The following is a 22,084-nucleotide window of genomic DNA, read 5'->3' on the forward strand; positions in this document are numbered from 1 at the left end:
CCATCTTCTCGCCGCCTTCCCGGTGGTAGCACGCTCGGGAGACATAGTATACCCGCCCGAGGAGGCGGCGGACAACCTCGCGAGCGACGGCGAGTTGGCGGATGTCTCCGGGCGGCGGGCGAACGCCCCGGCCCTCGTTGTCCTGTAGACACGAACGCCCCTGGGGGGATACATTCCCTCGGAGGCGTGCGGCTTTCAGCGAAGGAGCCTATGGAGGGGAGACGCAGGACGGCGCCGGTGAGGTTCGATCCGCGACAAGAGGCTCGCGAGGGGAAGCCGGATCGCGTGGTGCCGAAGGGGGGATTTGAACCCCCACGGGCTTGCGCCCACATGACCCTGAATCATGCGCGTCTGCCATGTTCCGCCACTTCGGCCCGGCGCGGCAGAAAAGAGTGATCGTCTATTTGTAGAAGCGCTTCGGCGAAAAGTCAAGAACCGAGATGGCTGACCGACCCATCATCACGCTCCTGACCGACTTCGGGACCGCCGACGCCTTCGTGGGGGTGATGAAAGGGGTCATCCTGGGGATCGCGCCCCACGTACATCTCGTTGACCTGACGCACGAGGTCCCGCCCCAGGCGGTGGCGGTCGCGGCCTTCCTCCTGGAGACCGCCTGGCGGGAGTTTCCCCAGGGGACCATCCACCTGGTGGTCGTGGACCCGGGCGTGGGGAGCAGCCGGCGCCCGCTGGCCGCCGAGGGACGGCACGGCCGCTTCGTCGTCCCGGATAACGGAGTGCTGACCCCCGTCTTGGAGGCGGGGGAAGTGACCGCGCTGCACGCCCTCACCCGGGCCGAGTTCTTCCGACGGCCGGTCAGCCGCACCTTCCACGGCCGGGATGTCTTCGCCCCGGTCTCGGCGCACCTGGCCAATGGCGTCTCCGTTGCCGCGCTGGGTCCTCCGGTCAGCGATCCGGTCCGCCTCGACCTCCCGCGCCCCGAGCCCCTCCCGGACGGCGGGACGGCCGGCCGGGTTCTCCACGTGGACCGGTTCGGCAACCTCATCACGAACCTCCCGCAGGCCCTGTTCGACCCCGACCGCGGGGTGCCGGTGGTGACGGTGGGTGGCCAGCGCATCCGGGGTCTGGCCGACTCCTACGCGGCGGCCCCAGCCGGTCACCCCGGGGCGATTGTGGGGAGCGCCGGCACGCTGGAGATCTTCCTGCCCGGCGGCAGTGCGGCCGCCGCGCTCGACGTTGCGCGCGGTGCCAGCGTGACCGTGACCTTCACCCGGGGGTGAGATGCGCGATCCCGCTTGCCCTGGGCTTGGGCTCGCGGTGGATGGAGCAGTGTGAGGGGGGAGGGGAGCATGCCCGAGGAGGCGAAGGCGGCGGAAGGGGCGGGCGGGCCGCAGGATGCCGCGGCAATGGAGTTCGGTCATTTTATCGTCATGCTGGCCAGTACCGCCCTCATCCACTTGGGCGAGATGACCGATCCCACGGCGCGGGGCATCGAGAGGGACCCAGAGCAGGCCCGCCGGACGATCGACATCCTCGCGATGCTCCAGGCCAAGACACAGGGGAACCTCACCCCGGAGGAGACCGCCATCCTGGAACGGATCCTGCATGATCTCCGGATGCGCTACCTGAAAGCCATCGGATACATGAAAGGGCCTTTTCCATGAGTTCCCTCTTCTGCCCGGGCGCCGTTGACTTCCCGCCACCCGGGTGGTAGAGGAGTGGCGTCGCGGACCCGGCGTGAAAACGCCAGCCCCACGGGAAGGGGCGGGCGCCCGCGACGGAGAGTCGTCAAAGGGATGACTCCTCAGCCCAGGCCGTCCGCCCCCGGAGGCCCGGGGGGCCCCGGCCCCGGGGGCTGGCGCTCTCCCCTTTCCGCCGGGCGCCTCACCCTTCGCTTCCTTCTCGTCCTGCTTGCCCTCCCCCTTTCCGGCGTGCTCCTCGGGGCTGCCCCGGTTGCCGCCGCCCCGCTCGCCTCCGAGGAGGTCCTGGACGCGGCCCGGGCCTTCGCGCGCGTGTTCGACGGGGTCCCCGCCCTGGCGGCGCGGACCCGCGGGGAGGCGGGGGCCGTCCCGCCCGAAGCCCTGCTCCCCGCGCGCGAGCACCTGCGGGCCGTCGAGCGGGCGGAAGGGCAGAACCCGTTCCTGTGGGTCGCCTGGGGAATCGTCGCCGCCGGGAGTCAGGACCCCGCGGGGGCGTCCCGGGCCTACCGGCGGGCCTCGGATCTGGCCGGGAACGACCTGGCCGTCCGCTGGCGCCTCGTGAAGGTGTTCCAGGCCCTGGACCGCCACGAGGAGGCGCAGCAGGAGCTGCAGCGCCTCCGCCTGCTCCGCCTCCACCTCGGGCTGGACCGGCTCAGCTTCGTTGCGCAGGAGCTGACGCAAGCGGCCCGCGCTCTCACCGCCGCGGGGGAGAAGGAGGCGGCGGAGCAAACCCTCGCCCTGGCGGCGGAGTTCGACCCGGTGTCCCCCGAGGTCCACCTGGCACGGGCGGGCCTCTTCGTGCGGCGGGGACGCCTCCTCGACCCCGTGTTCCTGCGCACGATCGGCGGGGCCCTCCGGGGGTTCTACGCCGACCTCCCGGTCCGCTACGCGATTGCCGTGAACGGCCTCGCGGCCCTGCTCACCGCCCTGCCCCTCGCGCTTCTCCTCATGGCCGCCGTGCTGGCGATCCGGACCTTTCCCCTCCTGCATCACGACGTCACGGAGGTGACCCGCTTCCGCCTCTCCGCGGAGGCCCAGCGCGCGGCCGCCCTCGTGCTCCTGCTCCTCCCCCTCCTCCTCGGCCTGGGGGCCCTCTGGTTCTCCTGCTTCGCCCTGGTGCTGCTGGCGGCCTACCTCCGCGGCCGGGAGCGGATCGTCGCTTCCGTCGCTCTGCTCCTCACCGCCCTCATGCCAGACGGTGCCAGCGGACTGGCCCTCCTGTACGACGCCACCACCTCTCCCCGGGTGGCCGCCCTCATGGAGATCGAGCGGGGTGGGCGGAGCCGGGGCCTGCTGACGGCGGTCACCCGGTGGGCGGCCCAGGAGCCGGCCGAGGTCCTCCCCCTCCTGGCCCAGGGGCTCATTTACCGCCGGCGAGGAGAGTTGGAGGAGGCGCGCACCACCTACCAGCGGGTGCTGGCGCTCGCCCCGTCCCTCCCGGCGGCGCACGTGAACCTGGGGAACATCGCCTTCCTGCAGGGCGAGCCGGATCGCGCCCGCCAGGCCTACGAGCGGGCGTTGGCGTTCCGCCCGGATGACCCCATCGCCCTCTTCAACCTGAGCCAGTTCCAGACGGAGCGACTCGAGGTGGAGCGCGCGAAGGCGAGCTACGAGGCCGCCGTGGCGCGGCGCCCTGCGCTGGCGGGGCGGCTGGCGGTCGCCACCCAGGCCGGGGCGAATCGGGTCCTGGTGGACGCTCCCGTTCCGGTCGAGGAGCTCTGGCGGGTGGCCGTGGCCGGCTCGCGGGACACCGAGGCGCTGGCCGGCGCCCTCTGGGGGGGGCGCCTCCCCTACGTCCCGTTCACGGCGGCGCCGTGGGTCCTCGGCGGGGCGGCGCTCCTCGTCTGGCTCGTGGCGTTCGTGCAGGGGGCGCGCGGGCATGCGCTCCCCTGCGAGAAGTGCGGGAGACCCTTCTGCCCGAAGTGCCAGCGCTTCTTCAAGGAGGGGCGGCTCTGTGCTCGATGCGCCGCCGCCTTCAAGCGGGAGGGGGTCGGGGAGACCACCAAGACGTTGCGGGTCCGGGAACACGAGGCGCATCTCGCGCGCGGGCGCCGCTTCGCGTTCGTCCTCTCCCTGCTCTTTCCCGGCGCCGGGCACCTGTACACCGGGTCCGCCGTGGTGGGCTTCCTTCTGCTGCTCGCGGCCCTCTGGGCGGCCTTCCAGGGTCTGCTGCTCCCCTGGGCCCTGCCCGTCCTGCACCTCCCCCAGCCGGCGGAGGACCTCTTCGCTCTGGCCGGCGGCCTCGTGGTCCTGGCCTGCTATGGCTGGTCGATTCGGGCCCGGAAGAAAGGGACCGCCTGATGGCTCTGGAAGGAACCCTCAAGGATTTCAACCTGCCGGACATCTTCCAGCTCATCGGCTACCAGAAGAAGACCGGGCTCCTGGCCCTGAGCCGAGAGACGGAGCACGTGACGGTGAGCCTGGTGGACGGGATGGTGGTCTGGGCCAGCCCGGGTGAGGAAGCCTTCGACGAGCTGGTTGGCCGGGCGCTGGCGAAGGGCGGGCTGATCAGCCAGACGCTGGTCGAGGAGCTGACCCGGAAGCGGCGGGAGACCCAGCAGGGCCTGGTGTACCTCCTGCTGAAGCAGGGGGACGTCCCGCCGCTGGAGCTGCAGCGGGTCGTGGAAACCAAGGTGCGCGAGGTGCTGTACCGGGTCTTCCGGTGGCGGGACGGGCGCTACCAGTTCACGGCGCTGCCCACGGTGGACCTGAGCCAGGGCCGAATCGACCCGATCAGCGCGGAGAACCTCCTGCTGGAGGCCATCCGCCAGATGGATGAGTGGCCCCTCATCCAGCGCCACCTCCCCTCCATGGAGTCCACGGTCCGAAAGGACGAGGAGCGGCTCGGCGCGCTGGAGGTGGACAAGCTCACGCCGGGCGAGCGGCTGGTCCTGGAGCTGGTGGACGGGAAGGCCACGGCGCGCGACATCGCCGAGGTGAGCGGCCTCGGGGAATTCGACACCGCCAAGGCCATCGCCGACCTCATCGCCGATGGCGCGCTGGCGCTCGCGGCGGGGGGGTCCGCGGAGCGGGAGACTGTGCAGGCCACCCGGGCTCCGCGGGAAACCCCCGCCTGGCTCTTCCGGGGCCTGGTGGTGGGCATCCTGGCCGCGGCCTTCTTCGCCCAGGTCGGCCTCTGGCAGCACGACCCGCTCCTCCTCCTCCCGGCGGCAGGGAAGGGGGAGGCCGGGTGGGAGCTCCTGCGCCAACACAAGCTCCAGGCCGACCTCCGGGAGGTGGAGGGAAGGATCCATCTCTACCTGCTCACCACCGGTCGCCTGCCGGCCCGCCTGGAGGCGCTGGTCGAGGGCGGGTACCTTGCGGCCCGCCAGCTCCGCGATCCCTGGGGCCAGCCCCTGCGGTACCAGGTGCAGGGCCTGGAGTATCGGCTCGAGGGGAGCCGCCCCCTCCGGCCGTCCCCGCAGTAGGGTCCCCGCGGCGTCCCGCGCGCTCCCGAATCCCGACGGTCCACCCCCCAATCCCTCGTTCCACCCGCCGCTCCGTTGACACCCTCTCGAAGCGTGTGGTACGGTGAAATCCTCGTCTCGCGTAGAGAGCAAGGAGTGCGGGCATGAGGACACGCACCCGTCGCAGGATCTGGCCAGCCCTGCTCCGCGCCTTCGCGGTCGCGGCCCTGGTCGCCGCCACCCTCTCTCTCCCGCGGCCCGGAGCGGCCAAGCCCTCGCTGGAAGCGCTCCAGGCGGTGCAGGAGGCCTTCGTCGAGGTGGCGGAGCGGGTGAAGCCTGCCGTCGTGAACATCAACACGACCCAGAAGGCGCGCCCGCCCCGCCGGCCCCAGGTGGACCCCTTCTTCCGCGGCCCCTTCCGGGAATTCTTCGGGGACGACTTCTTCGAGCGCTTCTTCCGCGAGGGGCCGCGGCGGGATCTGGAGCGGCGCAGCCTCGGGTCGGGCGTCATCATTGATCAGCAGGGCTTTATCCTGACCAACAACCACGTCATCGAACGGGCCGACGAGATCCAGGTGACGCTCTCCGACAAGCGGACCTTCAAGGCGAAGGTGGTGGGGACCGACCCCAAGACGGATCTGGCGGTCATCCGGATCGAGAAGGCGACGGGGCTCACGCCGGCCCGGCTGGGCGACTCGGACCGGATCCGGATCGGAGAGTGGGCGATTGCCATCGGCAACCCCTTCGGGTTGTCCCAGACGGTCACCGTTGGGGTCATCAGCGCCACGGGCCGGAGCAACGTGGGGATCACCGCCTACGAGGATTTCATCCAGACCGACGCCTCCATCAACCCGGGCAACTCGGGCGGGCCGCTCCTGAACGTCCGGGGCGAGGTCCTCGGGATCAATACCGCCATCGTGGCGGCGGGGCAGGGGATCGGGTTCGCCATCCCCATCAACATGGCCAAGGGGATCAAGGACATGCTCATCGCCCAGGGCCGGGTGGTCCGGGGGTGGCTGGGGGTGCAGATCCAGAGCCTCACGGAGGACCTGGCGGCCCAGTTCGGGGTGAAGCCGGATGAGGGGGTCCTGATCGCCAATGTCCTGAAGGACGGGCCGGCCGAGAAGGGGGGCCTGAAGGCGGGAGACGTGGTCCTGGAGGTGGACGGGGCGAAGGTGACCGGGGTGTCCCAACTCCAGCGGCTCGTCGCGGCCGTTCCCCCGGGCAAGCAGGTGAACCTCAAGGTCCGGCGGGAGGGCGGCGACCTGTTCCTGACGCTCGCCGTGGGGGAGATGCCCGCGGAGGAGCCGGTGGCGGCGGCGGTGCCCGACGAGCAGGGGGCTGCCCGGTACGGGTTCAAGGTGCAGGACCTGACGCCCGAGCTCCGGGAGCAATTCGGCCTCAAGGAGACGGGGGGGGTGGTGGTGTCCGAGCTCGACCCGGAGGGGCCCGCCGCCCGGACGGGACTGCGGGCCGGAGACGTCATCCTCGAGGTCGGGCGCCAGAGAGTGCGAAACAGTAAGGAGTTCGTGGCGGCGGTGCGCCGCGCGGGGGAGAAGGGGATCCTCCTCCGGGTGTGGAGGGATGGGGGGAGTCAGTTTGTGGTGATCCACCCGGAGAAGGGGTAAGGAGGGGCGATGCCCCGCCGGTCCGCGCAGTTCTACGACGAGATCACGGACGACGCGCTCGCGGGGTACTTGAAGCGGATCGTCCGGATCTCCCTTCTGCCCAAGGAGCGAGAGCTGGAGCTGGCGAAGCGGATCCAGGAGGGGGATGAGGAAGCGCTGCGGCAGCTCGTGGAGGCCAACCTCCGCTTCGTCGTCAAGGTGGCCATGCATTACCAGGGCTGCGGCCTCTCTCTCCTCGACCTGATCAACGAGGGGAACCTGGGCCTCCTGGAGGCTGGACGCCGGTTCCGGCCCGAGTACAACGTGAAGTTCATCACCTATGCGGTCTGGTGGATCCGGCAGGCCATCATGCAGGCGCTGGCCCGGGGAAGTGGCGCCATGCGCCTGCCGCTCCGAAAGGCCCGGCTGGCCAGCCAGCTCCGGGTGGCCCGGGCCGAGCTGGCCCAGCAGATGGGGGCGGAGCCCACGGATCAGGACCTGGCGAACCAGCTCAACCTGAGCCTGGAAGAGGTGGAGGATGTCCTCCGGATCAGTGCCCGCCAGTCCTCCCTGGACGACGACAAGGGGATGGAGGACCGGCGGGAGGTCGCCGCGCTCGGCGGAGAGGCGATCCCCGCGGCGGACTTCGACCTCATCCGCAAGTCCTTCCGGGAGGAGGTGGACCGGCTCCTCCGGGAGCTGAAGCCGCGGGAGCGGCAGGTCATCGAGCTTCGCTTCGGCATAGAGAGCGACGAGCCCATGACCCTGGAGGCGGTGGGGAAGCGGCTGCGCCTCTCCCGGGAGCGGGTCCGCCAGATCGAGGAGAAGGCGAAGCGGAAGCTCCGCCTCATCGCCAGATCCCGCCAGCTTCAGGATTACCTCAACTGATCCCCCGCGAGCCTTGACCTCCCTTTTTCCGTTCTGATAGCATCCGCCCGCCATGACCCTTCCTGAGCTGCTGCGCAAGAGCGCCGCCGCCTACCCGGAGAAGCCCGCCCTCCTCGCCGGCCCCCGGGTCCTCACGTACCGGGCGCTCCAGGCGGAGGTGCTGGGCCTTTCCGCGATCCTGCGGGGGCTCGGCCTTGGCCTCGGGGAGCGTGTGGTCATGATGCTCCCGAACGCCCCCGAGTTCGTCGCGGCCTACTTCGCCATCCAGGAGGCCGGCGGGACGGTGGTGCCCGTGAATACCCTCTTCAAGCCGGCCGAGGTGCGGCACATCCTCCAGGACTCCGGGGCGCCCCTCGCGGTCACGCTCCGGAGCTTCTATCCCACGGTGCGGGAGGCGGCCGGCGGGGGGCCGGAGCGGCCCCGGGTGCTCGTCCTGGATGGGGACGAAGGGGGGGTGGCGCCGCCGGATGTGACGCTGGGGGCGGGGATGCGGGCGGCCCGGCACGCGCCGGCCGAGGCGCCGGCCGCCGAGGTGGCCGCCTGCCTCTATACCTCCGGGACGACCGGGCGCCCCAAGGGGGCCCTCCTGAGTCACGCCAACATCCTGGCCAACATCGACTCCTTTGGTCAGGTCATCCGCTGCGGCCCGGAGGATGTCTTCTGCTGTGTGCTCCCCATGTTCCACTCCTTCGCCGCCACGGTCATGACCCTCTTTCCCCTCTCGGTCGGCGCGACGGTCGTGGTGGAGCCCCGGTTCGCCCCGGAGGCCCTCCTCCGGACGCTGAGCGAGCGTCGCTGCACCGTCTTCGCCGGGGTCCCGGCCATGTACTCCCTCCTGGCCAGCCTCCCCGAGAGCGCCGTGGACCTGTCCGCGCTCCGGGTGTGCGTCTCGGGCGGGGCGCCGCTCCCTGTGGAGGTTCTTCACCGCTTCGAGGCGCGCTACGGCATCCCCCTCACCGAGGGCTACGGCCCCACGGAGTGCTCCCCGGCCCTGACGGTCAACCCGCCTTCCGGGAAGCGGAAGGTGGGATCGGTGGGTCTGCCGCTGCCGGGGGTCCAGATCCGGATCGTGGACGAGGCCGGGCAGCCGGTGGCGACGGGGAGGGTGGGGGAGATCGCGGCCAAGGGGCCCAACGTGATGCTGGGCTACCTCAACCAGCCCGAGGAGACGGCGGCGGTCCTGCGGGACGGCTGGTTCTACACCGGCGACCTCGGGCGGCTCGACGAGGAGGGCTACCTCACCATCGTGGACCGGAAGAAGGACATGCTGATCGTCGGTGGCCTGAACGTGTACCCGCGGGAGGTGGAGGTGGTCCTGGAGGGCCACCCCGCGGTGGCCGAGGCGGCCATCGTCGGCCTCCCCGACCGCGTGAAGGGAGAGGAGCCGGCCGCCTTCGTCGTGCTGCGCCCGGGGCAGGCGGCCAGCGGCCAGGACCTCCTCCGCTACCTCCGCGAGCGCCTCGCCCTCTTCAAGCTCCCGAAGCGGATCGTCTTCCTGGATGCGCTCCCCCGCAACGCCACCGGGAAAGTCCTCAAGCACGTGCTGAAGGGGCAGGCCGGCTGAGCCTGGCGCGGCCTTCTGGGGGGAAGTGGGGAGGGAGGGCTATTTGCGGCGGCGCGCCGGGCGCTCCGGCGCGGGCTCGGCCAGCTCGGTCGCGATGTACACCGTGTTGCGCCGGTGCCCCTTGGCCCGATACATGGCCTGGTCGGCGAAGCGGATCAGCTCCTCCTTCGTCCGGGCGTGGTCCGGATAGGCGGCCACGCCGAAGGAGGCGGTGAGGCGGAGGGCGAGGCCCTCCGGCGCCAGGAACTCGGTCTTCGCGAGCGTGGTCCGGAGCCGCTCGCCCAGGCGGGCGGCGGTGGCCGCGTCGGTGTCGGGGAGGACCACGATGAACTCGTCCCCCCCGTAGCGGGCGATGAGGTCCACGGTGCGGATCGAGGTCTTGAGGACCTGGGCCACCTCCCGGAGGACCTGGCTCCCCTGCTGGTGCCCGTGGGTGTCGTTGACGGCCTTGAAGTAGTCCAGGTCGATGAAGAGGACGGACAGGGGCCGCTGGTATCGCCGGGCCCGGTTCAACTCCCGCTCCAGGATGTGGTGGAAGTACCGGGAGTTGTGGATGCCGGTGACGTCGTCGGTGACCGCAAGCTCCTCCGCCCGCTGGTAGAGGCGGGCGTTCTCGATGGCGATGGCCGCGTAGTCGGCCAGGATGCGCACCACCTGCAGGTCCCGGCTGTCGAAGACCGCGCCGCCCACCTTGTTCAGGAGCTCGATCACCCCCAGGACCTTCCCCTTGCTCTTCAGCGGGACGCAGAGGACGGTCCGGGTGGTGAAGCCGGTGGCACCGTCCACGTGCGCCGCGAAGCGGGCGTCGGCCGCCACGTCCTCCACGATGCAGGCCTCCCCCTCCCCTGCCACCCAGCCGGCGATCCCCTCCCCGGGCTTCAGGCGGAACTGCTTCACCACCGGCCCCTGCTCCCCGGTGGCGACCTCGAAGCGCAGCTCCTGGCGCCGCTCGTCCATGAGGAGGAGCGACCAGGCTTCGCACTGGACGAAGTGGCTCATGGTGTCCGCGATGCTGTTCAGGATCTCGGAGAGCTTCAGGGTGGAGGTGAGGGCCTTCCCGACCTCGTGGAAGGCCTCGAGCGGAATCAGGGGGCCGGCCGCCTCGGGCGGGCGGGGCGGCCGACGGGGCTCCGGCTCCTCCTCGAGGGCGCGCCTGAGCGCGCTGACCAGCGCGTCCGGGTCGGGCGGCAGGGGCAGGCCGAGGGGTTGGTGGCGGGGGTCGGGGGAGAACTGCGGGTCCACCACGCCGCCGGGGCAGAGGAGGACCACGGGGAGGTGGGGCTCGAGGCCGAGGGCGCTGGCCACCAGCCGGCGAACCAGGGGGTCGGCGGCGCGATCGCAGGCGAGGATGGCGGCGGCGCCTTCGACCTGCAGCCGGTGCAGCGCCTGGGGGGACCGGCCGACCGGGACGGCCTGGAACCCCTCGGCCGTGAGCCGCGCCTGGACGGCGGCCGGCAGAAGTCCCTCGGGATCGATGGTGAGAATGCGTCTGCCTGCCGCGGCCACCCTGCCCCTCCTTATCCCGGGAAAAGTCCGCGGGATTTTAGCACGCGCGCCAGGACGCTGCCAGCGCGAATTTCCCTTGCCGGGGCCTACCCCCTCTGCTAGCGTCGGCACCGCGCCATGATCCCCCTCCGCGACAACCTGCCGGTTCGCCGCTTCCCGGTCATCACCGTCGCCCTCATCGCCGCCAATGTGGCCGTCTTCCTTCTCCTCTACCGGTACCTGCTGGCTCCCGAGTCCGCCCGGATGGTGTTCCTGCGCTACGGGCTGATCCCGCGGGAGCTCACCTCCGGCGTGACCCTGGCCCCCCACCCGTTCCCGGTGGGGGTCACCCTCTTCAGCTCGATGTTCGTTCACGGCGGCCTCTTCCACGTGGCCGGGAACATGCTCTACCTGTGGATCTTCGGGAACAACGTGGAAGACGCCATGGGGCGGGCGCGGTTCCTGCTCTTCTACCTGCTGAGTGGCCTGGGGGCCGCCTTCAGCCAGGTGCTGGCCGGGCCGAGCTCGACCATCCCCATGGTGGGGGCGAGCGGCGCGGTCTCGGGCGTCCTGGGGGCGTACCTCCTCCTGTACCCGCACGCGCGGGTCCTCACCCTCATCACCCTGGGCTGGTTCTGGCGCGTCGTCGAGATCCCCGCCGTGATCGTCCTGGGATTCTGGATCGTGGTGCAGGTCGTGAACGGCCTCCTCGCCTTCAGCTTCCAGGGGGGCGGCGTGGCCTGGTTCGCCCACATCGGCGGCTTCGCCGCGGGCATGGTGCTCCTCCCGTTCTTCAAACGCCGGACGGTCTCCGTCCGGCTCTTCCGGCGGTAAGCGCGTGGGAGATCCCTGCCAGGTGGAGGTGCGGCGCCACGCGCCCCGCGGGCCCGACGGGCTGCTCACCCCCGCAGGGTGGGCGCTGGCCTCCCGGGTCGGTCAGACGCTCCACCGCCCCTACGCCGCGGTCCTGACGGGGACGGCGTCCCGCTGCATCCAGACGGCTCGGGCCTTCGGGTTTTCCAACTTCCGGATCGATCCCGCCTTCGACTCGCCCCCGGCCGAGGCCCTGGGGGCGCTCCTCCCGCAGATCCGCCGCGCAGCCCAGGACCGCGTGCTCACGCTCCTGGAAGCGTTCCTGCGCGTCCCGGCCACGCGCGATCTGCTGTTCGAGGCTGGCGAGCGGCTGCTCGGGGCCCTCCGCCACGTCGCCGACCGGCTGCCCGCGGGAGGCCGGGCGCTGGCCATCACGCACACGGGCTCCATCGAGCCGGCGATCCTGCTCGCCGCGGGGGCGTACGGGGGAGGTCCTGTCGAGTTCCTGCGGGAGTGCGAGGGCGCCGCCTTCGCCATTGATCGGACCGAGGTGGTCGGCGTGACCCCCCTGTCCCTCCCGCCGGACGTCTTGTCTCACCGTCCGTCTGGACCCGCCGCCTAACGACGTCATCGCCTGTCGGTTCTGCCCCGGCTCTCTCCTGGCCCACCTGGAAGCTGCCGCACGTTCCCTCGACAATGCCTCCAGCAACTCTGCCAACTGCCGGCCAGGCGGACCCGAAGCCTTCTCTGGAGCTGTACAAAGCCCGGCCTTGCTCCCGGTCCGGCCTCTGGAACGGAGCGGATTTCCCAAGGAGAACCAGGGATTAAAAAAAGGTGTTGACAAAGAAATAACGATTGATGTATTTGCCTCAACAGAAGGTATGAGGGTATGAGGGAATGCTCCAGCGGCTGTTTTCCTCCCAAACGCGCGTGGACCTCCTGGTGCGCCTGCTCGGCCGACCGGAGGAGCGATTTTACGTCCGGGAGTTGGCGCGCCAGCTCCGGCGGGACATCTCGGGGATCAAGCGGGAGTTGGACAACTTGGAAAAGGCGGGGATCCTGCAGAGCCTGAAGGTGGGGAACCTGCGGTACTACAGTGCGAACCTCCGGTCGCCGGTGTACCCCGAGCTGAAGGCGATCATCGACAAGACCCGCGGTGTCCCCGGGACGATTGCCGCCGCCCTCCGGAAGGTGGAAGGGGTGGTGGCGGCGTTTCTGTACGGCGCGAAGGCCGATGCGTTGGCGACGGATGCGGGGGCCCTGGATCTGATCGTCGTGGGCTCCGCGGACATGGCCGGCCTGAACCAGACGGTGGCGGATCTGGAACAGCGGCTGGGGCGGGAGATCAACCTCCTGGTGTTCGACCGGGCCGAGTTCGTCCGGCGGAGGGAGGAAGGGGATCCGTTCCTGACCGAGGTCCTTCAGGGGGATCGGGTAGTGGTGGTCGGCTCGGATGATGCGCTATGACGAGTTGCGGGCAAAGGGCCTTCTGGATGACGCGGGGGCGAGCGGGAAGCAGGTGGCCTCCCTCGCCAGGCGCGCCGCCAAGGACCTGCAGACCGCAAAGGCGACGCTGCTCGTGGACCGAGAGTGGGCCTACACGATGGCGGCCCAGGGGATGGTCCGGGCAGCCCGCGCCCTGGTGCTGGCGGAGGGGCTGCGCCCCAAGGGGCGGGAACAGGTGAAGACGGTCCTGCAGGTGGTCAGCAGCCTGCTGCCGCCCGACTTCCTCCCCCTCCTGAACCAGCTGGAGCGGATGCGGCGCAAGAGTCAGCAGTTCCTCGACGCCGCAGACCGCCCGATCTCGACCTACGAGGGCGAGGGGGCCCTCAAGGCCGCGGAAGAGTTCGTGCAGCGCGTCCTGCAGCGCATCCAGGAGAAGAACCCACAGCGGAGCCTGCTGTAGGCCCTGCCCTCGCCCGGGCGCGCACGCCCGATGGCGGGGGGATCCTGGACCGGAAAGGGGGTGAGCACCTGATGGCGAAGAAGAAGGCAAAGAAGGCCAAGAAGAAGAAGTAGGTGGCGTAGGCGACATCCACCCGCAACCGAAGGGGGGTGAAAGCCCTAATGGCGAAGAGGAAGCCCAAGAAGGCTCGGCCGAAGAAGAAGTAAGCGGAGTCTCTGTGCTGGGGGGCACGTCCCCCCAGCTGGCCTCATCGGTACCCTGCTGCGCACCGCCGGCGGGGCCGGGCACGGACGTCGTGGCCCGGTCCCGCCGGATCTGTCTGTGCCCGGCGAGACGCCGCGGTCTCTTGTTCGCGCCTCGGCGGCTGTGCTATGGTGCGAGCGATGGGTCCGCCCTGCGTTCGCCTCCCCCCTGTCCGTCCCGCGCGTGTCTCCCCGCGGGCCCTGCCCGTGCCCCGGTGGTTCCGAGGGGCTGATGGTGCTCCTGCTCACCCGTGACGACCTGCAGGCCCTCTTACCGGTCCCGGAGGTCATCGGGGCCATGGGGGAGGCCTTCGCGATCCTGGCACGGGGGGAGAGCACCGTTCCGCTCCGGACGGTCCTGGAGGTCCCGGGGCGCGGGACGCTGCTCATCATGCCGGCCCGCCTCGGGAAGGCGGAGGGGGTGGGGACGAAGGTGGTGGGGGTCTTCCCGGGCAACCGGGCCGCCGGCCTTCCGGTCGTCCCCGCGCTCTACCTCCTGACCGATCCCGAGACCGGGCTCCCCCAGGCCCTGCTGGACGGCACCACTCTCACGCTCCTCCGGACCGCTGCCACCTCCGCCCTCGCGGCCCGCCACCTGGCGCGCGCCGAGTGCCGGACGCTGGGCGTGTTCGGGGCCGGCGCGCAGGCCGCCGCGCACGTGGAGACCTTTCGGACCCTCTTCCCGCTGACCCGGGTCATCCTGAAGGGCCGGGACCCCGTGCGGGCGGCCGCCTGCGCGGCGAGGCTGGCCCGGACGGCGGGCCTGGCGGTGTCCGTCGCGGCGGACCCGGCGGAGGTGGTGCGGGAGGCCGACCTCGTGGTGACGGCGACGACGGCTCAGGCCCCACTCTTCGACGGGCACGATCTGAAGCCGGGGGCGCACGTCACGGCGGTGGGAGCGTACACCCCGCAGACCCGCGAGCTGGACACGGTCACCATCCGGCGCGCGAAGGTGGTGGTGGACACGATGCAGGGGGCCCTGGCGGAGGCCGGGGAGCTCTTGATCCCGATGGCGGAGGGGGCCATCGGCCGGGACCACATCCTGGCCGACCTGGCCGAGCTGGTGACGGGGGCACGGTCCATCCGGACCTCCCCTGAGGACATCACGGTCTTCAAGTCGGTCGGGTTCGCCCTGGAGGACCTGGCGGCGGCGCGTCTGGCCTACCGGAAGGCGCAGGCCGCCGGGCGGGGGACCCGCCTCGCGCTGGACTGAGGCGACCCGGGAGCGCGGGAGGAGGCCCATGGCCCAGGCATACAAGAACCTCATCGGCGGGAAGTGGGTCGAGGCGGCGTCGGGGCAGACCTTTGCGGACAGGAGTCCGGCCAACACGGAGGACGTGCTGGGGCACTTCCCGCGGAGCGATGCCCGCGACGTGGATGCTGCCGCGCGCGCGGCGGCGGGAGCCTTCGAGCGGTGGAGGCGGGTGCCGGCCCCCCGGCGGGCCGAGATCCTCTTCCGGGCCGGCGAGACGCTCCTCCGGCGGAAGGAGGAGCTGGCCCGGAGCATGACCCGGGAGATGGGGAAGGTCCTGAAGGAGTCGCGGGGCGACGTGCAGGAAGGCATCGACATGACGTACTACATCGCCGGCGAGGGGCGGCGCCTGACGGGGCAGACGACCCCCTCGGAGCTTCCCGACAAATGGGCCATGAGCGTCCGGGTCCCCGTGGGCGTGGTCGCCTGCATCACCCCCTGGAACTTCCCGCTGGCGATCCCCACCTGGAAGCTGGTCCCGGCCCTCGTCGCCGGGAACACGGTCATTTTCAAGCCCGCCGAGGACACCCCCCTCCTCGGCCACCTCCTGGTGGAAATCCTTCTGGAGGCCGGTCTCCCCCCCGAGGTCCTGCAACTCGTCCACGGCACGGGGGAGGAGGCAGGGGCGCCGCTGGTCCGGCATCCCCTGGTGGGCCTGGTCTCCTTCACCGGGTCCTCGGAGGTGGGGCAGGATGTGGCGGTCGCCTGCGCGAAGGAGCACCGGCGCTGCTCCCTGGAGATGGGGGGGAAGAACTGCATTCTGGTCCTGGAGGATGCGAACCTGGAGCTGGCGGTGGATGGGGCGATCTGGGGCGGGTTCGGGACCACCGGGCAGCGGTGCACGGCGGCGAGCCGCCTCATCGTCCACGAGGCGGTCGCCCGGCAGTTCACCGACGCACTGGTCGGGCGGGCCACGCGGCTCCACCTGGGGGACGGTCTCCTCCCGGAGACGGAGGTGGGGCCGGTCGTCAACGAGGCGCAGCTCCAGCGGGTCCACCAGTACACGGAGGTCGGGCAGCGGGAGGGGGCGGCGCTGCTCTGCGGCGGCGCCTTCGCCCGGGAGGGGGCGCTCGCCAAGGGGTATTTCTACCGCCCCACCGTGTTCGCGAACGTGAAGCCCGCCATGCGGATCGCCCAGGAGGAGATCTTCGGCCCGACGGTCGCGATCCTCCCGGTCCGCTCCTTCGAGGAGGCGGTCGCGGTCGCCAACAACGTCCGCTACGGGCTCTCCACCGCGGTCTACACGCAGGACGTGAACCGGGCCTTCCGGGCGATGGGGGACCTGCAGGCGGGCATTACCTATGTGAACGCCCCCACCATCGGCGCGGAGGTTCACCTTCCCTTCGGGGGCATCAAGGCGACCGGCAACGGCCACCGGGAGGGGGGCCCGCAGGTCCTGGACATCTTCACCGAGTGGAAGACGATCTACGTGGACTACAGCGGCAAGTTGCAGCGCGCGCAGATCGACGTGTGAGGGGGCGGCGGCCCTGAACGTACAAAAGGCGTACGCCTCCGGCCGGCCCGGGGAAAAGGGCGGCGGCTCCGAAGGCGCGCGTGATGCTCGTCATTTGGCCCGGCACCCGAGTCGGTACGTGAGCACCTGGGACAGATCGGTGGAGTCACACTAGCGGCGGGGAGAGCCATGGCCAAGTTCGCGGGGGTGGACTACTACGGCATCGAGGAACTCCTCTCCCCGGAGGAGCGGCTGATCCGGGACACGGTCCGGGACTTCGTGGAGGCGGAGGTCCTGCCGATCATTGACCAGCACAACCGTGCCGGAACCTTCCCGGTGCACCTCATTTCCCGCCTGGGGGAGCTCGGGGTGCTCGGGGCGAACCTCCAGGGGTACGGGTGTGCCGGGATCAACAATGTCGCCTACGGGCTCGCCATGCGGGAGCTGGAGCGGGGGGATTCGGCCATCCGCTCGTTCGCGTCCGTCCAGGGGCCCCTCGGCATGTACGCGCTTCACGCCTTCGGGTCGGAGGCCCAGAAGCGGCGCTGGCTCCCCGAGCTGGCGGCGGGGCGGAAGGTGGCCTGCTTCGGCCTCACGGAGCCGGACCACGGCTCGGACCCGGGAGGCATGGAGACGAAGGCGGTGCGGGCCGGCGACGGCTACGTCCTGAACGGGACCAAGCTCTGGATCACGAACGGATCCATCGCGGACGTGGCCGTCATCTGGGCTCGGGTGGAGGAGACCTTCGGGGGGTTCCTGGTGGAGCGGGGGACGCCGGGCTTCGCCGCCCGGGACATCCACGGGAAGCTCTCCATGCGCGCCTCCGTGACCTCCGAGCTGACCCTCCAGGACTGCCGCATCCCCGCCGAGGGCCGGCTTCCGGGCGCGGACGGCCTGAAGGCCCCCCTGGGTTGCCTCAACCAGGCGCGGTACGGGATCGCCTGGGGGGCGGTGGGGGCGGCCACGGCCTGCTACGACGCCGCCCTGACCTACGCGAAGGCCCGGCGCCAGTTCGGGAAGTCCATCGCGAGCTTCCAACTGGTGCAGGACAAGCTGGTCACCATGCTGACCGAGATCACCAAGGCGCAGCTCCTCTGCCTGCAGCTCGGGCGCCTGAAGGACGCGGGGAAGCTCCGGCACACCCAGGTCTCGTTGGCCAAGAGGAACAACGTGGAGCAGGCCCTGCGGGTCGCCCGGCTGGCGCGGGACATCCACGGGGCCAACGGGATCGTGGACGAGTACCCGGTCATGCGGCACCTCTGCAACCTGGAGACCCTGTACACCTATGAGGGGACTCACGATATCCACACCCTGATCCTGGGCCGGGACATCACGGGGATCGCCGCCTTCGCGTGAGGGGCAAGTCCCGCCTTGCCTTACCCCTGACCCTGTGCTATGGAAGGGCATGCGACGTCGGGTTCTGGGCATCGGGCTTGCAGTTGCCGGAGTCGCCGGGGCGGGAGCGGTCCTGCTCCTGTGGGGCGTGACGGCGGGGCTGCCGCTCTCCGCTCGCCCGACCCCGTCGCCCGGCGGCCGTCCCGACCTCACCCTCGTGGGCGTCCGCGTGGTGGAGGACCGGGCGGGGGAGCGGCTCTGGGAGGCGGAGGCGGACCGCGCGACGGTCTTCGAGCGGGAGGGACGCACCCTCCTCAGCCGGGGGGCGGAGCCGGTGCGGATTACGCTCTACAGCGACGGGCGGCGGCTCGAATCGGTCGCCGACCGGGTGGTGGTGTTGGCGGACAGGCGGCAGGTGCTGCTCGAGGGCACCGTCACCGCGCGCTCCGACCAGGGCGTCGTCCTCCGGACGGACCACCTGACCTGGTCGGCAGATCGGCGGACCCTGGAGACGAACGCCCCCGTCACGCTGGAGCGAGCCGGACTCACGGTCGAGGGAGAGGGGATGGAGACGGACCTGACTCTCGAGCGCCTGACGCTCAAAGTCCACCGGGGTTCCCGGGTCACCGGACGGGCAGGGGGCCGGTCGTGAAGGCGATGCTCGTGCTGGCGGCCCTGGTCCTTGGGGCCGGCGCGGCGGCGGCGGAAACCTCCTCCCCCGCTCGGGGCCCCCTCGGCCCGGCGCGGAAGGGGAGCGCCATCACCATCTCGGCCGACCGCCTGGAGGTGGACCGGAAAGCGCACACCGCCACCTACGCCGGTAGCGTTGTCGCGCGCGACAGCGCCCTGACCATCCTGGCCGACCGGATGGAGTTCACCTTCGACGAGGCGATGCAGGAGGTGCAGCGCGTCCGGGCGACCGGGCACGTGCGGCTCACCGAGCGCGGGGGGCGGGAGGCGACGGCGGATGCCGCCACCTACTTCGCCCGCGACGAGAAGGTGCTGCTCGAGGGGAGCGCGCGGGCCTGGCAGCAGGAGAACGTTGTCACCGGCAGCACCATCACCCTCTACCTCCGCGAGGATCGCCACGTGGTGGAGGGGGAGGGGGACGCGCGGGTCCATGCCGTCATCTACCCCAGGCGCGACCCCGGAGGTCCGCCCAGGCCCTGAGGCGGTCTCCGGCGCCATCCTCCGGACCGTGAACCTGGTGAAGGCGTTCCGGGGTCGGACCGTCGTGTCGGGGGTCAGCATCACGGTGGGGCCGGGCGAGGTGGTGGGCCTCCTGGGTCCCAACGGGGCCGGGAAGACTACCACCTTCTTCATGGCCCTCGGGCTCCTGCAGCCGGACCGGGGGGCGGTCTTCCTCAACGGCGAGGAGGTCACCCCCCTTCCGGTCTACCAGCGGGCGCGGCGGGGGCTGGGCTTCCTCCCCCAGGAGCCCTCCATCTTCCGGAAGCTGACGGTGGAGGAGAATCTCCTGGCGATCCTGGAGGGGCTCCCCCTCTCCCGCGAGGAGCGGCGCGAGCGCGCGGCTGCCCTCCTGCGGGAGCTGGGGATCGCGCACCTGGCCGCGCGGAAAGCGTACTCCCTCTCGGGGGGGGAGCGCCGGCGGGCCGAGATCAGCCGGTGCCTGGCCACCGACCCGAGCTGCATCCTGATGGACGAGCCGTTCGCCGGGATCGATCCCATCGCCGTGGACGAGATCCAGGGGATCATCGCCCAGCTCCGGGCCCGCGGGATCGGGATCCTCATCACGGATCACAACGTACGGGAGACGCTGCACATCGTCGATCGGGCCGATATCATCCACCGGGGGGAGATCCTCATCAGCGGGACCGCCCGGGAGCTGGCCGCCGACGAGCGGGCGCGCGAGATCTACCTGGGAGAGCGGTTCACCCTCTAGGCAGGGGGCGACCGGGGGACGCAGGACACGATGGCACTCGAGGCCAAGCTCAGCCTCCGCCAGACGCAGCGGATGATCATGACCCAGTCGCTGCAACAGGCGATTGGGCTGCTGCAGCTCACCCGGATGGAGCTGATCCAGACGGTCCGGCAGGAGCTGGAGGAGAACCCGCTGCTCGAGGAGGAGCTGGTCGAGGCCGCCGAGGAGGTGCCGGAGACCAAAACGGAGGCCGCGGCGGAGGAGCCGGCCGAGCCCGAGCGGGAGGAGAAGCTCTCCGAGACCGATTGGGAAGCCTACCTGCAGGATGCCTCGGACTACCGGCGGGAGTTTCCGCGGGAGGAGCTGGAGCGGGCCGGCCCCGAGGAGACCATGACCCGCCCCCGGTCCCTGGCCGACCACCTCACCTTCCAGCTCTACCTCTCGACCTCCGACCCCTCCCTCATCGCCTGGGCCAACCTGATCATCGGCAACCTGGACGAGAACGGCTATCTGACCGTCCCCCTGGCGGAGCTGAACGAGGAGCCTCCCGCCGACCCCTCCGTGCCCGAGCGGGCGCTCCGGCTCGTCCAATCGTTCGACCCCGTGGGCGTGGCTGCCCGGGATCTCGGGGAGTGCCTGCTCGTCCAGCTGGACGCCCGGGGGGCGGAGGCGCGATTAGCCCGCTGCCTCATCAGCGAGCACCTGGCGGAGCTGGAGCACCGGAACATCGCCCGCCTGGCGGACCGGCTGAAGGTCCCCCCGCGCGAGGTGCAGGTGGCGTTGGAGCTCATCGCCAGTCTCGAGCCCAAGCCCGGGCGCACCTTCAGCACCGACGAGCCCCGCTATATCACCCCCGATGTCTACATCCTGAAGGTGGACGACCGGTTCGTCGTCGTGCTGAACGAAGACGGGCTTCCCCGCCTCCGCGTCAGCGGCTACTACCGGGCCATTCTCTCCCGGCGGAGCCAGAACTCCAAGGAGACGCGCGAGTATGTCGAGGGGAAGATGCGCTCGGCCCTCTGGCTCATCCGGAGTATCGAGCAGCGGCAGCGCACCCTGTACAAGGTGACCGAGAGCATCGTGAAGTTCCAGCGACCATTCCTGGAGCAGGGGATCAGCGCCATGCGGCCCCTCACCCTGAAGGAGGTGGCCGAGGACATCGGGATGCACGAGTCCACGGTGAGCCGGGTCACCACCAATAAGTACGTCCACTCGCCGCAGGGGCTGTTCGAGCTGAAGTACTTCTTCCACCGGGGCGTGCCGGCGACCGACGGCGGGGGGACCGTCTCCTCCCTGACGGTGAAGGAGATCGTCCGGAAGCTGCTGACGCAGGAGGACCAGGGGAAGCCCCTCAGCGATCAGAAGATCGTCGAGATCCTCCAGCAGCAGGGGGTCGAGATCGCCCGCCGGACGGTGGCCAAGTACCGCAGCCAGCTCCGGATTCCCTCCTCCAGCAAGCGGCGCCGCTACTGAGGGGGAGGGGACCCATGCAGCTCACCATCACCGGCCGGAACCTGGAGGTCACGGCGGCCCTCCGCAGCTATGCCGCGGAGAAGCTGGGGAAGCTGGAGAAGTTCCTGGATGCCATCACGGCGGCCCACGTGATGCTCTCGGTGGAGAAGTACCGGCAGATCGTCGAGGTCACTCTGCGGGTCCGAGACCTGACCGTCCGCGCGGAGGAGAGCACGCCGGACATGTACGCCTCCCTGGATCTGGTGGTGGACAAGATCGAGCGCCAGATCTGCCGCTACAAGGAGCGCATCATCCGCCACTGGGCCCGGGGGGGGGACCGGCTGGCCGGGGGGGGCGAACGGTCCACCGGCGGGGGCGGCCTGCGCCGGGGGGCCGGCGCGGCGCTGGCGGAGGAGCCGCAGGAGGAGGCGGCGCCCCGGGTGGTGAAGGTGAAGCGGTTCGCCCTGAAGCCGGCGACCGTGGACGAGGCCATCCTCCAGATGGACCTCCTGGGGCATACCTTTTTCGTGTTCCGGAACGCCCTCAGCGGGCAGGTGAACGTCCTGTACCGGCGCCGCGACGGGCAGTACGGCCTCATCGAGCCCGAGGGCTAACGATCGAGGGCGCCCATGCCGGGAGCGCAGGCGGGGCCGGAGCAGGCGCGCCTGCACGGCGTGCTGGTGGACGTCTACGGCATCGGGGTCCTGCTCCAGGGACCGAGCGGGAGCGGGAAGAGCGAGTGCGCCCTCGACTTGGTGGTGCGCGGCCACCGGCTGGTGGCCGATGACCTGATCCTGGTCAGCCGCGAGTCCCCCCGCATCGTCATCGGCCAGGGGCCGGAGGAGATCCGGCACCACATGGAGATCCGGGGGCTCGGCGTCATCAATATCCGGGACCTGTTCGGCATCGCCGCCATCCGGTACCGGAAGCGCATCGAGCTCGTGGTGATGCTGGAGCCCTGGTCCCCCGAGGTCGAGTACGATCGCCTGGGGGTGGACGACCAGACCACGGAGCTGGTGGGCGTCCGCCTCCCTCTCCTCCGCATTCCCGTCTCCGCCGGCCGGAACATGGCGATCCTGGTGGAGGTGGCCGCCCGCAACCACCTCCTGAAGTTGATGGGGCATCACGCCGCGCGGCAGT

General features: G+C 70.9%; 20 protein-coding genes, 1 tRNA gene and 1 pseudogene. 20 read left to right on the forward strand and 2 right to left on the reverse strand.

Translation table 11 applies throughout. The features are described from left to right. Nucleotides 1-286 precede the first annotated feature (286 nt). Nucleotides 287-374 (reverse strand) — tRNA-Leu (locus VGT06_09390). A gap of 66 nt (nt 375-440) precedes the next feature. On the opposite strand from VGT06_09390, the gene VGT06_09395 reads away from it, so the two are divergent. The 7 genes from VGT06_09395 (at nt 441) to VGT06_09425 (ending at nt 9,124) form a co-directional block, all read left to right on the forward strand. Next, nucleotides 441-1,238, forward strand: coding sequence for an SAM-dependent chlorinase/fluorinase (locus VGT06_09395; protein HEV8663336.1), 798 nt, complete (start codon nt 441-443; stop codon nt 1,236-1,238). A 69-nt stretch (nt 1,239-1,307) separates the two neighbouring features. Next, nucleotides 1,308-1,622, forward strand: a complete 315-nt coding sequence (locus VGT06_09400; protein HEV8663337.1) for a DUF1844 domain-containing protein — start codon at nt 1,308-1,310, stop codon at nt 1,620-1,622. Between the two features lie 267 nt (nt 1,623-1,889). Then, nucleotides 1,890-3,959, forward strand: coding sequence for a tetratricopeptide repeat protein (locus VGT06_09405; GenBank protein HEV8663338.1), 2,070 nt, complete (start codon nt 1,890-1,892; stop codon nt 3,957-3,959). Next, nucleotides 3,959-5,086 (forward strand): DUF4388 domain-containing protein, encoded by a 1,128-nt coding sequence (locus VGT06_09410; protein HEV8663339.1) that lies wholly within the window; start codon nt 3,959-3,961, stop codon nt 5,084-5,086. The genes VGT06_09405 and VGT06_09410 overlap by 1 nt, the downstream gene beginning before the upstream one ends. Nucleotides 5,087-5,229: 143 nt before the next feature. Next, nucleotides 5,230-6,693, forward strand: coding sequence for a DegQ family serine endoprotease (locus VGT06_09415; GenBank protein HEV8663340.1), 1,464 nt, complete (start codon nt 5,230-5,232; stop codon nt 6,691-6,693). Nucleotides 6,694-6,702: 9 nt separating this feature from the next. Further along, the gene (locus VGT06_09420; GenBank protein ID HEV8663341.1) at nt 6,703-7,560 is read left to right on the forward strand and encodes an RNA polymerase sigma factor RpoD/SigA; all 858 of its coding nucleotides are present in this window, start codon (nt 6,703-6,705) and stop codon (nt 7,558-7,560) included. A 52-nt stretch (nt 7,561-7,612) separates the two neighbouring features. Then, on the forward strand, nt 7,613-9,124 hold the full coding sequence (locus VGT06_09425) for a long-chain fatty acid--CoA ligase (GenBank protein ID HEV8663342.1): 1,512 nt from the start codon (nt 7,613-7,615) through the stop codon (nt 9,122-9,124). Nucleotides 9,125-9,163: 39 nt separating this feature from the next. Here VGT06_09425 and VGT06_09430 read toward each other — a convergent pair whose 3' ends face one another. Next, on the reverse strand, nt 9,164-10,630 hold the full coding sequence (locus VGT06_09430) for a sensor domain-containing diguanylate cyclase (GenBank protein HEV8663343.1): 1,467 nt from the start codon (nt 10,628-10,630) through the stop codon (nt 9,164-9,166). A 117-nt stretch (nt 10,631-10,747) separates the two neighbouring features. Here VGT06_09430 and VGT06_09435 point away from each other — a divergent pair, with 117 nt between their 5' ends. From VGT06_09435 to VGT06_09495, 13 genes and pseudogenes are all read left to right on the forward strand, one after another. Further along, complete coding sequence (locus tag VGT06_09435; protein HEV8663344.1) at nt 10,748-11,443, forward strand: rhomboid family intramembrane serine protease; 696 nt, start codon at nt 10,748-10,750, stop codon at nt 11,441-11,443. Nucleotides 11,444-11,465: 22 nt separating this feature from the next. Continuing rightward, the gene (locus VGT06_09440; GenBank protein ID HEV8663345.1) at nt 11,466-12,044 is read left to right on the forward strand and encodes a histidine phosphatase family protein; all 579 of its coding nucleotides are present in this window, start codon (nt 11,466-11,468) and stop codon (nt 12,042-12,044) included. A 308-nt stretch (nt 12,045-12,352) separates the two neighbouring features. Beyond that, entirely contained in the window at nt 12,353-12,889 is a 537-nt protein-coding gene (locus VGT06_09445) for a hypothetical protein (protein ID HEV8663346.1), read from the forward strand. Then, complete coding sequence (locus tag VGT06_09450; protein HEV8663347.1) at nt 12,876-13,328, forward strand: HEPN domain-containing protein; 453 nt, start codon at nt 12,876-12,878, stop codon at nt 13,326-13,328. Before VGT06_09445 ends, VGT06_09450 begins: the two co-directional genes overlap by 14 nt. A 474-nt stretch (nt 13,329-13,802) precedes the next feature. Next, entirely contained in the window at nt 13,803-14,783 is a 981-nt protein-coding gene (locus tag VGT06_09455) for an ornithine cyclodeaminase family protein (protein ID HEV8663348.1), read from the forward strand. A gap of 28 nt (nt 14,784-14,811) precedes the next feature. After that, a complete protein-coding gene (locus VGT06_09460; protein ID HEV8663349.1) occupies nt 14,812-16,296 on the forward strand; it encodes an aldehyde dehydrogenase family protein in 1,485 nt (494 codons plus the stop codon). A 168-nt stretch (nt 16,297-16,464) separates the two neighbouring features. After that, nucleotides 16,465-17,631 (forward strand): acyl-CoA dehydrogenase family protein, encoded by a 1,167-nt coding sequence (locus tag VGT06_09465; GenBank protein ID HEV8663350.1) that lies wholly within the window; start codon nt 16,465-16,467, stop codon nt 17,629-17,631. Between the two features lie 49 nt (nt 17,632-17,680). Then, nucleotides 17,681-18,262, forward strand: a complete 582-nt coding sequence (lptC, locus tag VGT06_09470; GenBank protein HEV8663351.1) for an LPS export ABC transporter periplasmic protein LptC — start codon at nt 17,681-17,683, stop codon at nt 18,260-18,262. A 5-nt stretch (nt 18,263-18,267) separates the two neighbouring features. Continuing rightward, the gene (gene lptA, locus VGT06_09475) at nt 18,268-18,780 is read left to right on the forward strand and encodes a lipopolysaccharide transport periplasmic protein LptA (protein HEV8663352.1); all 513 of its coding nucleotides are present in this window, start codon (nt 18,268-18,270) and stop codon (nt 18,778-18,780) included. Then, nucleotides 18,731-19,513 carry an LPS export ABC transporter ATP-binding protein gene (lptB, locus tag VGT06_09480; GenBank protein ID HEV8663353.1) on the forward strand — a complete coding sequence of 261 codons (783 nt, stop codon included), beginning with the start codon at nt 18,731-18,733 and terminating at the stop codon, nt 19,511-19,513. Before lptA ends, lptB begins: the two co-directional genes overlap by 50 nt. Before the next feature lie 30 nt (nt 19,514-19,543). Then, nucleotides 19,544-20,965 carry an RNA polymerase factor sigma-54 gene (rpoN, locus tag VGT06_09485; GenBank protein HEV8663354.1) on the forward strand — a complete coding sequence of 474 codons (1,422 nt, stop codon included), beginning with the start codon at nt 19,544-19,546 and terminating at the stop codon, nt 20,963-20,965. Between the two features lie 14 nt (nt 20,966-20,979). After that, entirely contained in the window at nt 20,980-21,558 is a 579-nt protein-coding gene (gene raiA, locus VGT06_09490) for a ribosome-associated translation inhibitor RaiA (protein ID HEV8663355.1), read from the forward strand. A gap of 27 nt (nt 21,559-21,585) precedes the next feature. After that, a pseudogene (locus tag VGT06_09495) lies at nt 21,586-22,084 on the forward strand (HPr kinase/phosphorylase).

This window comes from Candidatus Methylomirabilis sp. (genome assembly GCA_036000645.1).
Classification (GTDB): domain Bacteria; phylum Methylomirabilota; class Methylomirabilia; order Methylomirabilales; family JACPAU01; genus JACPAU01.